This window comes from Pseudomonas typographi (assembly GCF_014694385.1).
GTDB lineage: Bacteria > Pseudomonadota > Gammaproteobacteria > Pseudomonadales > Pseudomonadaceae > Aquipseudomonas > Aquipseudomonas typographi.
The window spans coordinates 126048-141379 of the sequence record NZ_JAAOCA010000015.1 but is presented as its reverse complement, the minus strand read 5'-3'; the positions used below and the strand labels follow the sequence as shown (position 1 = coordinate 141379).

15 protein-coding genes and 1 pseudogene are annotated in these 15332 nt (G+C 59.0%); 3 read left to right on the top strand and 13 right to left on the bottom strand.

Annotation, left to right across the window (positions count from 1 at the left end; all coding sequences use genetic code 11):
* Together HAQ05_RS13710 and HAQ05_RS13705 are read left to right on the top strand one after the other, a co-directional pair.
* Positions 1-100: IS3 family transposase (locus HAQ05_RS13710; RefSeq protein ID WP_169836660.1), on the top strand; the 100-nt coding region annotated here is incomplete at its 5' end.
* Positions 101-250: 150 nt separating this feature from the next.
* A pseudogene (locus tag HAQ05_RS13705) lies at positions 251-373 on the top strand (IS3 family transposase); the annotation flags it as partial.
* 77 nt (positions 374-450) lie between these two features.
* Here HAQ05_RS13705 and HAQ05_RS13700 read toward each other — a convergent pair.
* The 3 genes from HAQ05_RS13700 to HAQ05_RS13690 form a co-directional block, all read right to left on the bottom strand.
* On the bottom strand, positions 451-630 hold the full coding sequence (locus HAQ05_RS13700; RefSeq protein ID WP_190421466.1) for a CsbD family protein: 180 nt from the start codon (positions 628-630) through the stop codon (positions 451-453).
* Between the two features lie 140 nt (positions 631-770).
* Positions 771-1028: a CsbD family protein gene (locus tag HAQ05_RS13695; protein ID WP_190421464.1), complete on the bottom strand. Its 258-nt coding sequence runs from the start codon at positions 1026-1028 to the stop codon at positions 771-773.
* 126 nt (positions 1029-1154) lie between these two features.
* Positions 1155-2648: a helix-turn-helix transcriptional regulator gene (locus HAQ05_RS13690; protein ID WP_190421463.1), complete on the bottom strand. Its 1494-nt coding sequence runs from the start codon at positions 2646-2648 to the stop codon at positions 1155-1157.
* Positions 2649-2920: 272 nt separating this feature from the next.
* Here HAQ05_RS13690 and HAQ05_RS13685 point away from each other — a divergent pair, with 272 nt between their 5' ends.
* Complete coding sequence (locus HAQ05_RS13685; protein ID WP_190421462.1) at positions 2921-3913, top strand: hypothetical protein; 993 nt, start codon at positions 2921-2923, stop codon at positions 3911-3913.
* Between the two features lie 222 nt (positions 3914-4135).
* Here the strand turns inward: HAQ05_RS13685 and HAQ05_RS13680 are convergent, their stop codons facing one another.
* From HAQ05_RS13680 to HAQ05_RS13635, 10 genes are all read right to left on the bottom strand, one after another.
* Positions 4136-4315: a hypothetical protein gene (locus HAQ05_RS13680; RefSeq protein WP_190421459.1), complete on the bottom strand. Its 180-nt coding sequence runs from the start codon at positions 4313-4315 to the stop codon at positions 4136-4138.
* A gap of 228 nt (positions 4316-4543) precedes the next feature.
* Complete coding sequence (locus tag HAQ05_RS13675; protein ID WP_190421456.1) at positions 4544-5647, bottom strand: alpha-hydroxy acid oxidase; 1104 nt, start codon at positions 5645-5647, stop codon at positions 4544-4546.
* A gap of 148 nt (positions 5648-5795) precedes the next feature.
* Positions 5796-6710, bottom strand: a complete 915-nt coding sequence (locus tag HAQ05_RS13670) for a D-2-hydroxyacid dehydrogenase (RefSeq protein ID WP_190421454.1) — start codon at positions 6708-6710, stop codon at positions 5796-5798.
* 137 nt (positions 6711-6847) lie between these two features.
* Positions 6848-7354: a DUF7700 domain-containing protein gene (locus tag HAQ05_RS13665; protein WP_190421453.1), complete on the bottom strand. Its 507-nt coding sequence runs from the start codon at positions 7352-7354 to the stop codon at positions 6848-6850.
* 65 nt (positions 7355-7419) lie between these two features.
* Positions 7420-8733, bottom strand: coding sequence for an LLM class flavin-dependent oxidoreductase (locus HAQ05_RS13660; RefSeq protein WP_190421452.1), 1314 nt, complete (start codon positions 8731-8733; stop codon positions 7420-7422).
* A gap of 44 nt (positions 8734-8777) precedes the next feature.
* On the bottom strand, positions 8778-9971 hold the full coding sequence (locus tag HAQ05_RS13655; protein WP_190421449.1) for an acyl-CoA dehydrogenase family protein: 1194 nt from the start codon (positions 9969-9971) through the stop codon (positions 8778-8780).
* 83 nt (positions 9972-10054) lie between these two features.
* The gene (locus HAQ05_RS13650; RefSeq protein WP_190421447.1) at positions 10055-11065 is read right to left on the bottom strand and encodes an ABC transporter substrate-binding protein; all 1011 of its coding nucleotides are present in this window, start codon (positions 11063-11065) and stop codon (positions 10055-10057) included.
* On the bottom strand, positions 11062-11847 hold the full coding sequence (locus tag HAQ05_RS13645; protein ID WP_190421446.1) for an ABC transporter ATP-binding protein: 786 nt from the start codon (positions 11845-11847) through the stop codon (positions 11062-11064). The genes HAQ05_RS13650 and HAQ05_RS13645 overlap by 4 nt, the downstream gene beginning before the upstream one ends.
* Before the next feature lie 24 nt (positions 11848-11871).
* Positions 11872-12615 carry an ABC transporter permease gene (locus tag HAQ05_RS13640; protein ID WP_190421441.1) on the bottom strand — a complete coding sequence of 248 codons (744 nt, stop codon included), beginning with the start codon at positions 12613-12615 and terminating at the stop codon, positions 11872-11874.
* Between the two features lie 195 nt (positions 12616-12810).
* Entirely contained in the window at positions 12811-15153 is a 2343-nt protein-coding gene (locus tag HAQ05_RS13635; protein ID WP_190421439.1) for a TonB-dependent receptor, read from the bottom strand.
* Positions 15154-15332: the final 179 nt, after the last annotated feature.

The following is a 15332-nucleotide window of genomic DNA, read 5'->3' as shown; positions in this document are numbered from 1 at the left end:
GGATTCATACATTCGCTGGTACAACGAGAAAAGAATCAAGATTTCCCTCGGCGCTCTTAGTCCCATTGAGTATCGTGAGAGCCTGGGTCTCGCGGCATAACCAGTCCAAGTTTTTGTCCGCATCCCCAGTGGCCGATGCCACACTGACCCAACACCAATCGGCAAAAATCCAGCACTGGTGATGTTTCCCAAGTTAGGAGCCTGGGTCAGTGAAGTTTCGGTAACTGGGTCAATCCTGCTCTGGCGTTAACAGAGAGACATCAGCCAGTATCTGATGCATCACTACAACTGGATCCGAACGCATCAATTTAACGATGGGTTGGCCCCGGCGAAAACTGAAGAAAAACTTAAAACCGTGTCCGGGATCAGTTGACCACTACACTAACGAATTTAAGATTGATGGATTATAAATAAACGGCCCAACGGAGGGCCGTTTAACGTCTAGAACGATCAATCTTTATCCACCGCATCCTTTACTTTTCCAACGACCTCTTGGGCTTCACCCTTCTTTTCCTGAATTTTGCCTTTGACCTGGAGCTTCTCATCTCCAGTGACTTTACCTACACCTTGTTTGACGTTACCTACCGCTTGATTCGCCAAGCCTTTGATCTTGTCTGAAGTGCCGCTCATGATTTATCTCCGATAGAAATGGGTGTCGTAGCTCGACCACTATTTACTGCGACATCACAGAGATCTCGCAGTGTCAACCAAAACTTATAACAATTTCTGCCTTGGAAAATTGACCTAGGCTTTCATCCGAAACGTAGACGTCAAATCTGGCGGCGCTTAAGTAGCCACACGACAGCCAATGTAATCCCAGCAACGGCGAAGAGCGTAGTACGGGGTCTGCGTTGAAGGACGGTCGCCCACTCGTCCAGCAGGTCCCCATAGCGCTCCTGCAGTTCTCCTGCAGACTGCCGCGCCTTCCCTTCAAACTGGGTGAGTTTGTCGCCTGTCAGCTCACCCAAGACACCCTGCACCTTGCCGGCGGCTTGTTCCAAAGCGCCTTTAACCTGTTCAGGTTTCATGGTCTCCTCTCAGAAGTAAATATTTCTCGACGTTATTCCGGCGAGAGACCAACACAATTTAAGCGCCCAGAACAGTTTCCGAATGATGCCTTTGCACCAAATTCTCTGGTTCATTTGCACCACTACTCACCGTCTGCTCAACCCCTGACCTGCGAACAGGTGACGCTGCCTGGCCCACACAATCGCCTCCGCTCGGCTGTGGACGCCTAGTTTGGAATAAACCGTCGCCACATGATTTCGAATCGTATTGAGCGCAAGGTTGAGTCGAGCGGCAATTTCTTTATCAGCCAGACCCTCACAAATCAGACCTAGCACCTCCCGCTCGCGCGCCGTCAGATCGGTAAACGATGCGCTGGGTTGGCTGTGAGCATTGACCCGTTTCGCGTTCGCTAGCTTTTCGATCAGTGTCTGGCTGAACCAGGACGCGTCCTTCATAACCGCTTCTATAGCCTCGACAAGCTCAAGCTCAGAGCGTTTGCGTTCGGAAATGTCCATGAAGACAAACAGGTAACAGGCGTTGTCCTGAATAGTCACAGTGTCCGCGGCGAGCACACAGTCCATGATCTCATTGCTCTTCTTGCGGACCTTTAAGTCCCGCCCTTCAATGCGTCCAGTCGTCTCAAGCACATCGAACAGCGGGTCGGTGGCAGTCCCATCGTTTATAAAGGCCATTTCGGTAACTGTCCTGCCAATCAGCTCAGTGGCGGTGAAGCCCAAGGCGGTAAAAAAAGCCTCATTAGCATCCACGATTTGTTGCCGATCTGCAGTGCATACAAAGATGGGCACCGGGGTCAGTCTAAAAGTCTTGGCGAACCGCTCTTCGCTTTGCCTTAAAGCTGTTTCTGCTTTGCGCCTTGTCTCCAGATCAATGAATGAAAAAAGCATGCAGTCTTCTTCGTTCATATCCAGAGGCTGCCCCGCAACGATGACCAATTTAGTGCCGCCCTCGGGCATTTTGAGTTCCGCTTGCATCTGCGGGATGGTTGCGCCCTGGCCTAGTCGCTCAATAGCCAAATCCCTGCGCTCAGCATTTTCCAGTACGTCGACCTCATAAACCGAACGACCGATGACGTCCTCCCTTGAGTGCCCGGTCATTTCGAGAAAACCTTGGTTCACTTTGACAAAGCGCAAATCGCTCAAACGACAAATGACTGCAGGCGCAGGGTTCGCGTTGAAAGTCTTCTCGAAGCGTTGCTCGGCAATGGCCCATTCGGTAGCGTCAGCCATAATCAACACTAGTGATTCAACCGCACCACTGCTGTCTTCAAGTATCAGGCTGCGAACTCGGTGCACTCTGCGGCGCTCGTCCTCATCACCCACTCGACTCACCTCGATAAGGACATCGCTGAATACCTCACCTGCGGCAACTCGGCTGATCGGATATTGGTCAACCTCAAGAAAATGGTTGTTGCGATAACGCAGCGAAAACAGTTCTCGGTAGCAATCGCCGTTGGCGCCTAACTGACTTATGTCATCAACGCCATGCATCCGTAGTGAGGCTTCGTTAGCCCAGATGATCGTTTGGTCAACCTCGATCAGCATCACCCCGTCCGATAACCCCGAGATGATGTGCTGTAACTGGCGACGCTTGGTCTCACGGGCAAGCACGGCTTCTGTCATGTCATCTCCTGGCGATTTACGTACACGCTGAACTTAGGGGTCGAGATATGCAGTCTGTCCGAACTGCTGGGCTAAGCATAGTGGAGCACGCGGCGTTACGGTCGGTGCGAATGCACCAGTTCATACCGTGCAAATGCACCAATACATCCGCTCCATGTATAACCAAACTGATAACTGCTTTGCAACAAAACCTAACGACCGCCATACCATAAAGGCAGTTCATTCATATCCATGCAGGTAGTGCACTGCCCATTGCATTAGAGGAACCGCATATGACTTCAACCTACATAGCTCCTTCAAGCGTTAACAGCGCATCGCCGTTCAGAGTGTCATGGAGCTCGGTGTTTGCCGGTGCGGCCATTACCTTGGTCACGTATCTTGCACTGAGCGTACTGGGCACGGCGATAGGCGCAGGAGCCATAGCCCCGATGGAGCAAGGCAATCCGCTGCGCGGATTCGGAACGGGCGCTGGCGCGTGGCTCTTCGTGAGCACGCTGCTCGCCATTGCTGTAGGCGCGTGGGTGTCCGGCCGTACGGCGCCTGATCGGGGCGGTTTGCATGGCCTGCTGAGCTGGACGATGAGCACCTTATTTACAACTTGGCTAATTGCCTCGCTAGCGGGCTCCTTGGTTGGTACCGCAGGAAATATTGCCGGCAAGGGGCTTTCGCTAGCTGCGGATGGCGTGGCCGCCGCTGCGCCCGGTGTAGGCCAGAAAATCAAACAGCAGTTGGACACAAACGGTATCAGTCTTGACTGGGACGGTTTGAAATCGCAGTTGAATACGACGTTGAAACAGTCCGGCAAGCAAGAGCTTGACCCTTCAAAGCTTGATCAAAAAACCGATGCCGCGGGCGCTGATGCTCAACAGGCGGCAGTTGAGGCATCAAATGATCCGACGCAAGCTGCTGACCAGCTAAAGGGGTGGTTTGATCGTATTCAGAAGTCTGGTGAGCCCGCGCTTAATGCAGCCGACAAAGAAGCTCTCGTAAATATTGTGGCGGCTCGTACTGGGAAAAGCACAGCCGAGGCACAGAAGATCGTTGACAACTACGCTCAGGCTTATCAGGACGCAGTCGCCAAGGTGAATCAACTGAAGGAGCAGGCAGAGCAACAGGCCCGTGAAGCGGCCGATGCTGCAGCCAGGCAGGTCTCAAAGGCCGCATGGGGAACATTTTTCATGTTGCTGCTGGGCGGCGCGCTGAGCTTCGGTATCGCACACTATGCGATAAACTCGCGTCCGCAAGTGGTAGTCGCCGCAGCTTAGAATAGGGTAGTGGCTTCTCAGGCCTATTTAGAAATCGCGCTTGAAGCTGTCCATTCGTATAAGGCGCGCGCTGTTAACGATACGGTTGCAGCGTGCGCTGTCATTACTCCAGGGGTTAGTTCATGGGTCCGAATGAGGCTCATCTGTATTTCTTCACCATGGATTAACTGGGGGAACGATCGTTCGTCCGAGCATCGCTTACGCCGAAGGTGCTAACCGAGATCAGCTACGCGCCTCTGGACCTTCCGGGATACCGACGTCGGAGGAGAGGAAGATACCTCGATCTACGCAGCCTCCTTTAGCACCATCTGAAAAAATGCAACGCCATGAGCCTGGATTTTTGGCGCCGATGTTAATTTGACCGTTCGATTTTTTCAGTAAAATCAGAGTGATGCGCAACAATTCATGTTCCTATTTTTGACCATCGACCTATCAGGCCGGCGTGTTCATAGTATCACCCTAGCCTTTTTCGGCCTCTGAATGTCACCTTGCAGGCTAAGAATATTGCTAGACGTACCCTCCCCGCATCGCAGGGGGGGCTACGAGTTTGTCGGCATTGCCGGTGCCAAGCAATCGCGTGATGCCAAGCAGATGGGTATGTCGGGTCGACGCCTAAAAGCGGCCAATACGTTAGGAATTGATCCGACTGGGATCAATCTCGGCCACCGTCCGCGCGCCGGCGTAGCCCATGCAGCGGTCAAGCTCCTCGTGAAGCAATGCCAGTGTGCGGGCGGCGCCGGCTTCACCACCAGCGGCAAGGCCATACAGCGCAGCGCGGCCGATCAGTACGCCACTGGCGCCCATTGCCAGAGCCTTGAAGATATCACTGCCGCGCGTGATAGCGCCGTCCATGAGGATGGGCACTCTGCCAGCTACTTCAGCAGCCACCTGCGCCAGCAGGGTGATCGGCGCCGCGCTACTATCGAGGTTGCGGGCGCCATGGTTGGACAGCACCAAGCCGTCGACCCCCGCCTGGACGGCAAGTGCCGCGTCTTCTGGGCAACCGATGCCCTTCACGACCAACGGCCCTGCCCAATCTTCGCGAAGGCGCTGCAGGGTGCTCCAGCCCGCGCGGGTATTACGCTCGAACGGCTCGAAACGCGGCAAGCCTTCGCGCAGCCAGTAGCGGCCCATGACACCCAGCAGCCAGCGAGGATGGCCGAGCAGGTCCAAGGCGTTACGGCGGTTGAGCGTGACGGGCAGGCTGAAGCCGTTGCGCCAGTTGTACTCGCGGTTTGGCGCAACCGGAGTATCGACCGTCAGCATCAGGCCGTCATACCCCAGCTTGGAGGCCTTTTGCAACAGCGCACGATTGATCTCGCTGCGCGGTGACAGGTACAGCTGCAACCAGAGCTGGCCCGACGAGTGCCGGCGCACCACCTCCAGCGGAGTGTTGGTCGCCATGGCCAGCGTGTAAGGAATTCCAGCAGCCGCAGCGGCACGCGCCATCTGCGCTTCGCCCTGATAGCGAAGCAAGCCGGCCGCGCCCGTTGGGGCAATCATCAATGGCATGCTTAGCGTCTGCCCGAACAACTGCACCTGGGTGCTGCGTTGAAACACATCGACCAGCGCCCGAGGCTTGATCTTCACCGCGTCCAACGCCTGGCGGTTGTGATGCAGGGCAACCTCGCCCTCGCTTCCGCGGGCAATGAACTGGTAAAAACCCTTCGGCAGATAGGCTTTTGCGAGACGGCGCAGGTCATCAACGTTCTGTGCGGTTTCCCAACTGTTCATGGAGTGTCTTTCTCTCGCCTGTAAACACTTGTGCACCGAGCCACGATTTTTTATAGAGCATGCGTTAGATCAATACGCTATGAGCCCATGAGGCTCGTCGTACTTACCTAACGAACGGCGTGGCCAGCGATGCCCCAGGAGACCGGGCTTAATAGCCCGATGTCATGTCAACCCGATTTATCAGCGGCTCGCCGCGTCGCACACGACCGATATTATCGATCAGCACGTCCAATGCTCTGGCCGACCCGAATGGCGTTGTCCCCGAAGTGTGCGCGGTGACCAGCACCTGAGGATGACGCCACAACCGCGAGTCTTCAGACAGCGGCTCAGGATCAGTGACATCCAGACCCGCCCCCGCCAGCCTGCCCTCCTCCAGTGCCCGCAGCAATGCCTGAGTGTCCACCACCGGCCCGCGGCCGACGTTGTAGAGGCGGGCTGTCGGGCGAAGTCGGGCCAATCGTGCAGCGCCAAACAGTCCGTGGGTTTCATCAGTGAGGGGCAAGGTGATCGCCACATGGTCGGCCGCGTCCAGCACCGTGTCGAGTTCGTCAAGCCCCACCACCCGCGTAACCCCCGGCGGCGCGGCCGCTGGCCGACGGCGTACCCCGATGACGCACACACCCAGTGCCGCCGCCTTGCTCGCCAGCGCACTGCCAATGGCGCCCAGGCCGACGATCACCAGTGTCTGGCCCTGCAGCTCGAAAACTCCTAGCGGTGCAGCGGCCCAGCGAGCCGCGCGTTGAGCATCGAGCAACAGCGGTAACTGACGGGCAAACGCCAGCATCATTGCCAGCACATGCTCGGCGATCGCCACTGCGCGGGTACCCCGGCAGTTGGTCAGTACTACACCACTGTCGCGAAGCCGCGGTGACAGCCACTCTTCCACACCCGTGCCGATACTGTGGATCCAGCGCACATCCGGTGCGTGGTCCAGCAGGTCGTCGATGGCGGGGGAATCCCAACCCAGCAGGATCGCCTGCGCCCTGCCCAGGCCCAATGAGGGCGCGTTGGCATCCAGCGCATCGAAGTACAGATCAGGAAATGTTTCCCGTAAACGGTGCAACTCCTGGTCCTCCAAAGGCTGGGCCAGCCCGAAATACCGGAGAGGACCTGACGGCGCGGGATGTTTGGATGTAGACGAATGCATGGTGGGCAGTCCGTTCAGGGCCACGCGAGCCAACCCGCGTGGCGAATGCAGATTCAGATATTGCGCGCGGTACGAAGGTTAGCCAGGCTGAGTTCCGAATGGCGGAGTGCAGCTTCTATGGGCGCAAGAGCATCCTTCACTAATTTAGCGTCCAATTGCGGCACCAATCCGGCACCACCGGTTTGGCCCAGTAATTGAGGCAACGCGTGCTTGACTCGATCAAGCAACCAAGTGACGAAGTCGCCATTGGCGGCGCCGTCGAAGCCGACCACATGGTTACTGACCCCCGGCATCAGGTAGTGGTAGTGCTCGAAGCCGGGAAACGCATCGAAGCGCAGGTACTCCTGGCCGGTCGCCGTATCGAAGATATGCAAGGTCGGCCCGCCCAATTCGCCTTCAGGCAGCACTCGCCCCTCGACGCCAAAGGCGATCACGCCGGCAGGATAGTAAGTCGTGTGTTCCTCCACGTGAGGAAAAGGATCACCCGGATAGAGCTTCCCGGCATGGGTCAGGGTGAATCTGTATTCGGTGCCGCCAAAGTATTCCGTGTACTGGGTCATTGCGTGTTCCTCGGTAGGTGTGAAACGCGCCGCGAGGCGCGCCAAATAGATTCATCGCGCACGCCTCAGCCCGCCAGGGGAGCCAGGCCAAGATGCCCGCGCAGGGTCGATGCTTCGTAGGCGGTACGGAAATAACCGGCTTTTTGCAACTCCGGTACGACGCTTTGCAGCACGCTGGTCACGCCCTCGGGCACATGAGAAGGGAGAAACACGAAACCATCCGCAGCCTGCTGGTCGAAATACTCGATCATCTGCCGCGCTACTGTTTTTCCAGATCCCGTCGCCACCCAGTGCCCGGCTGCCAAGGCTTCGATTTCCATCAACTGGCGCAACGTCAGTCGATCTTCCAGGGCAAGGCGCTTGAACACGCCAAAGCGGCTCTGGCGGCGATTGATGTCTTTTTCTTCCCGGAAAATGTCCGCGGGCAAAGGCTCGTCCAACGGTAGCCCGCTGAGGTCGATTTCACCGAGGATCGCTGACAGCAGCAGCCGGCCGTTACCTTCGTGGATGCCTTCGGCGAGCCCTTGGCGGACTTGCTCGGCGGCTTGGTCGGTGTCGGCGACGATCGCATTGAGCCCCACCAGCACTTTGATCGAGTCGGCGTGGCGACCATGGGCCACCGCGCGTTGCTTGATGTCGCGATAAAACGCTTGAGCCTCCTTGAGCGACGGTTGGGCGGTGAAGATGACCTCGGCGAAGCGCGCCGCCAGGTCGCGGCCCTGCTCCGACGACCCGGCTTGCACGAACACTGGCCGGCCCTGGGGTGAGCGCGGCAGGTTCAAAGGCCCCTGGATCTGGAAATGCGGCCCGTTGAAATCGATCCGGTGGATCTTGCTCTCGTCGGCATAGATCCCCGTCTGGGTATCAGCAACGATCGCGTCAGTTTCCCAACTGTTCCAGAGCTGCGACGCCGCCTCGACGAACTCTGCGGCGCGGGCATAACGAACGTCATGATGAGGCAACTCGTCGACGCCGAAATTCTTCTCGCCATAGGCCGAAGTCACGATATTCCACCCCGCCCGCCCGTTGCTCAGGTGATCGAGCGAAGCGAATTGCCGGGCCAGGTTGAAGGGGTGGGAAAACGAGGTCGAGACGGTGCCGATCAGCCCGATCTTGTCCGTCACCGCCGAGAGCGCCGAGAGCAACGTCAGCGCCTCGAGATGATCATCCGGCGCGTAGGTCGCGCCACCCCAACGGCCGATCACATCCGCCTGGAAGATACTGTCCAAACATGCCTGCTCGGCCCAACGAGCGGTGTCGGCGTGCAAGGAGAGCGAGTGCAGCTCTTTGATCCGGCTGTTTTTGTGCCGCCAGGCAGCGTGATGATTACCGATGATGCCTATCTGCAGCATCAAGTGCATGTGTTTGCGCGTGGACATCGGTATGACGGCCTCCTGGTGATTCATGAGTTGAATGTGCAGCGTTAGAAGTAACCCGTTTGTGGGGGCGCGACAGAGTTCAAAAGGTTGTCGCCGACGACCTGGTACTTGTAATCGATGGGGCTGTGATTGGAGACGGTGCGGGCATTGCGCCAATGCCGATCGAGGTTTTGCCCCCGGGTGATAGCCGAGCCGCTGCCGACCCCGAACACCTGGTTGGTCGCATCAAGTACCACGGCCGAGACTGCGGCGTGTACCGACGCCACAAACACTGCCGTGCGCTCCAGCAACGAGACAAGCTCGGCCTCGCCATGGCGGATGGCGCTGTGGGCACGGTCCATCTGCCTCGCCGCCTCGAGCGCACCCGAGCGGGCGAGTGCTACCAGCGAGGCGATCTGGCCGATGCGGCTCTGCACCAGCACATCCTCGCGCGGGATGCTGGCATGACCATGTTGTGCCGGCCGCGCTCGGCCCAGCACGTAGGTGGTGGCGTCATCCAGTGCGGCCTGCGCGATACCGGCCAGCAACGCGAGCAGATACAACTGGCCAAAGGTTGATCGATAGGTAATGGGTGGATCGTTGTAGCTGAGCTCCACTTCCAGTTCGCTGCGGCCCAGCCGCAGGTCATTTAGACGCACAGATCCGCTGGAGGACGCGCGCTGCCCGATACCGTCGAAATCGTCGAGCATCGTGATGCCATCGCGCTCGGCAGGCACCGTCGCCATGCGCGCGACGCCAGCTTCGTCGAGCCCCGATACATACACCCAGTCGGCATGCAGGGCCCCAGTGGTGTAGCTCTTGAGCGCACTGAGGCGGTAGCCCCCATCGACGGGCTGCAAGGCCGAGCGCACATCCATGGGCCGCGGTGAGGTCTTTTCCGAGATCGCCGGGGCGAAGGTTTCACCGCGCGCGATGTGCCCCAGCCATTTGGCCGACAGCGTCTTGGACAGCAGCACGGAGTCGGCGAACCCGAAATGTGACCGCAGGACGTGGGCAACACTGGAGTCGGCCGAGGCCAGGGTGATTACCGAGCGGATCAGCTCTTGGACCGAATAACCCTGCCCGCCATGCTCATGCGCCAGGCGCAGAGCAGTGAAGCCACGGCGCTTCAATTCGGCGATCAGCTCGCGCGGCGACTCACCGGTGCGGTCACGGTCGGCGGCCTGCTCCTTCACGCGTGCGAGCAAATCAGTGTGCTGGTCAAAAAAGTCGCGTTGATGCGGGGTGCTGTCTGACATGATGATTCTCGAGCGACAAATGAAAGTGTAGGAGCGCAATCCAGGCGCACGGTACCTGCGGGCCTGTCATGGCTTGGCGTTAGCTAAGGCTGAACGGCCGTCGACGCATCGAATTCGGTCGTCCACAGTGACCTGACATCAACCTTTTTCTTCAGCGCACCGGCGCCGTAGAACAGGTCCGCGTTGTTTTGCTGCTCGGCCAGGAAACGCTCGGAAATGGGAATGTAGTTCCAGCGATTGGTGGACCAGAAATAGGCAGCGCGTTCCGGGCTCAACTTGAGCGCCGAGGCGATGATGGACTGGGCTTGCTCAGGGTTCTGGTGATACCAAACGTTGTAACGGCCGATCCGCACCAGCAGGTCGGCGATCGCCTGGTGTTTTTCCTGTAGAACCTGTGGCTTGGCGGCCAGGACACCGAGGTCGGGAACACCCGCATCTTCAGCGGTCCACATCACCTTGGCCTTGCCCGATTCGACCTGGGATTTGATGGAGTAGTAATCGCCCGACACCACATCGACGTCGCCCCGGGCGAAGGCCACGGAACCGGCGTAGGCATCGACCATTTGCGCCGGCTTGATGTCCGCGGGCTTGAGGCCGGCCTTGATCAGCGAAGCGTTATAAAGCGCGAACGAGGTACCGCCGAAATTGTAGGCCCAGGTTTTTCCGGCCAGGTCCCTGGGGCTGTTGATGCCCTTGTCCGTGCGCACGGCGGTGACCATGATCGGGTCGGACGACGCATAGCCCCATTGCCAGGCAGCGAAATTGACCAGTTGCCCGCCCTTGACCGACCAGTCCTTGGCCGAGTTGGCTGCCTCGAACACCAAGCCGGTATCACCGATGCAGCCCAGGTCGATGGCATTCGCATACAGCGCGGAGATCTGCTGAGCGGCGCCGGGCAAGATCACCCACTCCAGATCGTAAGGCGTGCCGTCGAACACCCCTGAGGCCTTGGCCAGTTTCGGCGTGGCCGACTCGTACATGGCGATGATCAACTTCTGACGGGGCGGTTGTGCCCAACCCGTGACCGACACGCCGACCGAGCCGGCTATCAGCAGCACGCCGGCCAGCAGGCGCGGCAGTCGACGCGCGTTCATACCGTCACCTGCTGCGCGACGCCAGTGTGCTGGCCTTGATCGACACCCAGATCGCGTAGCAGGCCAGTGCGCAGCCGGCCCAGCACCGCGCTACTGCGATCTCTGGGGCGTGGCTCGGACAGTGCGATATCGCGTTGCACCTTGCCTTCACGCAATACGATGACACGGTCGGCGAGCAATAGCGCCTCGTCGATGTCATGGGTCACCAGCACCACCGTAGGCAGGTGCGCCCGCCACAGTTCATCGACCAGTGCGTGCATTTTGATCCGCGTCAAGGCATCCAACGCGGCGAAGGGCTCGTCGAGCAACAACAACTCCGGTTCGTGAACAAGTGCGCGGGCCAGGGCGACACGCTGAGCTTCGCCCCCGGAAAGATCCTTTGGCCAGGACTGAGCCTTGTCCTGCAACCCGACTTCACGTAGAGCCGACAGCGCCCGCTCCCGCGATGCCGCAGACCAACGATCAGACACCACCACGTTTTTCCATACCCGTTGCCCTGGCACCAGGCGCGGCTCCTGAAAGACCACCGAGTGCACCTTGGGCACCCCTACCGTACCGCCATCGACCCGTTCCAGCCCGGCCAGCAGCCGCAGCAGCGTGGTCTTGCCAGTACCCGAAGGGCCCAGCACCGCGAGGAACTCGCCCGGCGCCAGATCCAGATCGATACCATCGAGCACTGCACGACCGTTATAGATTTTCGAAACGCCTTGCAGCGCTACTCTGGGGGCGAGCGCGCGCGGGCCTATCGCGTCGCTGCCGGCTTGCAACCGTACTGTATTCATGACTCTTCCCTTCCGTACGAGGCGCTATAGCGCGATTTTTGCCCGCCAAGGCAGAGCGAAGTGTTCGGCCAGGCGCCAGAACATATCCAGCAGCACACCGAAGATGGCGTAGACGATGACAATGGCGATCACGATGTCGGAATTCTGCTGCTGGTTGGCCGTCATCAGCAGGTAGCCAATCCCCGAGGAGGCATTGAGTTGCTCCGATACCACCAACGCCAGCAGCGCAGTGGACGACGAATACCTGAGGCCGACGAAAATCGACGGCAAGCTGGTCGGCAAGACGATGCGCAATGCGATGCGAGCGCTGGACAACTTGAACGAACGGGCCATTTCGATGAGTTTCTTGTCGACGTTGCGCGCCCCGCCATAGGTATTGAGGTACACCGGGAAAATGGTCGCCGAAATGATCAACATGACCTTCGAGTACTCACCGATGCCAAACCAGGTGATGAACAGCGGCAGCAGGGCAATGAAAGGAATCGCCCGGAATATCTGCATAGGCGCGTCCACCAACTGCTCGCCCACTTTCAGCAGGCCGGCAAACAACCCAAGAACCAGACCAATGCCCGAGCCGATGAAAAAACCCACAAACGCTCGATAAAGAGAAATGGACAATGCCTGGGCCAGATCGCCATCGCTGACCAGCCCCACGCAGGCCGCAATAACCTGGGCCGGCGACGGCAGCAGGTCGGCGGAAAGCGAACCCGATGCGCTGGCGGTCCACCACAATGCTACGATCAGCAGGACCACTAGCGATCGGACCAATAGCCTCACCGCCGTATCGGTCCATCGCTCACCGCCAGCAAAGGGCGGCGTTGACGGAGTTTCACGTTTGCTGGTTTGGGATAAAGATACGGGTGACATCATTGCTTCCTCAAACGATCGTGATGCGCTACTTGCCTTGGTCGGCGTTCACTTGCAGTGCCTGGCATGGGCGGGGTCGCTCGAAACGTTTCATCCTCAGAAGTCGTAGCGCACCGACGCCTGCACCGATCTGGGCGGGTTGTACATGCTGATGTCCGGAGACGAATAGGTCGTGACGGCGTAAGTGCGATTCAGCAGGTTCTTGGCGTCCAACCCTAAGGTCCAGTGGCCATCCGGCGTGATGTAGTGCGTGCCGGCGTCGACGTAGGTTTGGCTTGGGATCTGTGTATCCGGGGCATTGGAGGCATCGGAATAACTGTTGGCGATAAAGCGCAGCGTTGCGTTGGCGTGCAGCTCACCCGGAATCTGCAGCGGCACCTTGTAGTTGATCCGTGTGCCGCCAGCGAAACGAGGGGTGTTGGGCAAGCGATTGCCTTCGAAGTCCGTCTTCCCCAAGGGATTCAGGAATTGCTGTATACGCGAGTGCTGCAGCGCGCCCCAGATCGACCAGTCGAGGTTGCCGGTCACTCGCGCGTTGGCGTCCACCTCCAACCCATAGATATTCGCCTTGCCGGCGTTCACCGTGGTGGAACCCGGGATGAACACGCCGTCCACGGTGATGCCGTTGAGGACCGCATGAAACTGCTTGTAGTCGCTATAGAACAGCGTGGAATTGACGCTGACACGCCCCCCAAGAAACGTGTTCTTGACCCCGAGTTCATAGGTGGTGACTTTTTCGGGGTCGAGCAAATTGCGCGAAATCGGAAGTGTCGCGGCGGTGGGGCTGTAGCCTCCGGCCGTTTGCCCCTTGGTCATGCTGGCATAGGTGAACAGCTGCGAACTCCAGGCGTATTCGATGCCCAGCTTGGGGGTAACGAAAGTATTGCGTGCATGCAGCTGGCCGCTGTCGTACGTCTGATCCAAAAACTGCAATGACGAGTTGGAGGCATAGCCGCGAGCGCGGTAATCCTGAGTGTCGCGGCCAACCCGCAACCCAGCGGTGAGCCCCAATTTGGAGGTCAGTTTGTAGGTGCCCTGGCCGTAGATACCGAGGTTCTCGTTGTGAATATCGGCACGCTGCTGATTATAGTCCTCCTCGTACCAGGTCGGGCGATTGGAGTGCAGGTTTTCCGACAGGGCCAGGGCACCGACAACATAATTGAAGCGGTCGTAATCGCCCAGCAGCTGGAACTCCTGCGAGCGCTGCTGGTTGTGGACCTTGAAGCCCACGCCAGACACGTCGGTGGGCACCCCGTCCAGAGGAATAGGGGAATTGCCCTGATCCAGGTTGCGGTAGGCGCTGATCGACTTGAGGCTCAGATGCTCGTCGAGGGTCTTGACGACCTTGAGGCTCACGCCGTTACTGGTGTCGTCGATTCGGGGCGAAGTGTTTTCATAGGTCACCCGCGGGTCATGGCCATGCCCGGGATAGTCCCGGGCCACGAACACCGGGCTGTCGGAGTGGTCCACCGCCCAGTCAACGGACAGTACCGCCTCCAGATCGTCAGATGGCGTGAACCGAAGTTTCGCGCGTGCCACGCTGCTGTCCGTACGGTCGACTTTGCGGTCCAGGGTCCGGTTGTGAGTGTAGCCATCGTCCTTGTAGCGGCTCAGGGCAATACTGCCGAACAGCATCTGCGGTACCAGTTCATGGGAGGCGTACAGGCTCAAACCGCGTCCCAGACCGGTAGCACCGGTCGCCTGGACCCAGGCATCGTTGCTTTTGGGATCTCGGGATACGATCTTCACCGCGCCACCACTGCTGCTCTGACCGTACAAGGTCCCCTGCGGGCCGCGCAGTACCTCGATGCGGTCGATGTCGGGGAAACTGCTCAGCAGGCCGTTACCGTACTGGCGGGAAATCCATACGTCATCGACGTACAGGCCCACCGGGCTGGAATAGAGCACCGAGTCGGTGCCGACCCCACGAATGTAGAAACTGCCCCCCGCACTCGTACCCTGCCAGCCACCGGGTGCCAGCAAGCCCGCAGTAGCGGCATTGAGATCGCGCCCCACAGTGACCGCCGAGCGTTGCAATGCCTCGGCGCCAATAACCCCGACCGACACCGGCGTGGTCTGCAGGTTGGTCTCGCGCCGCTCGGCAGTCACCACGACTTCAGGCAGTACATCGGCCGCGTTGGCACTCCGTGTCGGGTTCGAGACGCTTTGGCCAGCACTGAGTACCACGGCCTGTCCATTGCGGGTGCCTTCCAGGCCAGACCCTTGCAACGCCAGCGTGAGCGCTTGCTCGCGGCTCAAGGTCCCGTGGATGGCCGGGGCTTGATGCCCGTCGACCAACGACTGCTGGAAGGAAATCGGCACACCGGTCTGGCGTGAGATCCCCAGCAGTGTGCGGTCCAGCGGTCCGGCCGCGATATCGAATGGCTGAGCGTCGTCAGAACTGCTGTCGATGGTCTGCGCTTGGCCTTGCGCCTGCATCACAGAAGCCAGCCCGACAGCTGCGGACAACGCAGCCAGGGGGTGGCGATGACGAAAATTGAGCCGCATTGCGTATACCCTTTGAAGTGTCTTTAAAGGGTTGTGCAATGAAACCGAATTTTTACAGAGTCAGGGATAGACCGATTGGGCATGACGTTATAACGCTTGCGCCATGCCCC

Coding starts and splice junctions, on each gene's coding strand:
- HAQ05_RS13665 (WP_190421453.1), bottom strand. CDS start 7,354: ATGACCCAGTACACGGAATACTTTGGCGGCACCGAATACAGATTCACC.
- HAQ05_RS13675 (WP_190421456.1), bottom strand. CDS start 5,647: ATGAACAGTTGGGAAACCGCACAGAACGTTGATGACCTGCGCCGTCTC.
- HAQ05_RS13695 (WP_190421464.1), bottom strand. CDS start 1,028: ATGAAACCTGAACAGGTTAAAGGCGCTTTGGAACAAGCCGCCGGCAAG.
- HAQ05_RS13645 (WP_190421446.1), bottom strand. CDS start 11,847: ATGAATACAGTACGGTTGCAAGCCGGCAGCGACGCGATAGGCCCGCGC.
- HAQ05_RS13690 (WP_190421463.1), bottom strand. CDS start 2,648: ATGACAGAAGCCGTGCTTGCCCGTGAGACCAAGCGTCGCCAGTTACAG.
- HAQ05_RS13700 (WP_190421466.1), bottom strand. CDS start 630: ATGAGCGGCACTTCAGACAAGATCAAAGGCTTGGCGAATCAAGCGGTA.
- HAQ05_RS13685 (WP_190421462.1), top strand. CDS start 2,921: ATGACTTCAACCTACATAGCTCCTTCAAGCGTTAACAGCGCATCGCCG.
- HAQ05_RS13660 (WP_190421452.1), bottom strand. CDS start 8,733: ATGTCCACGCGCAAACACATGCACTTGATGCTGCAGATAGGCATCATC.
- HAQ05_RS13655 (WP_190421449.1), bottom strand. CDS start 9,971: ATGTCAGACAGCACCCCGCATCAACGCGACTTTTTTGACCAGCACACT.
- HAQ05_RS13635 (WP_190421439.1), bottom strand. CDS start 15,153: ATGCAGGCGCAAGGCCAAGCGCAGACCATCGACAGCAGTTCTGACGAC.
- HAQ05_RS13650 (WP_190421447.1), bottom strand. CDS start 11,065: ATGAACGCGCGTCGACTGCCGCGCCTGCTGGCCGGCGTGCTGCTGATA.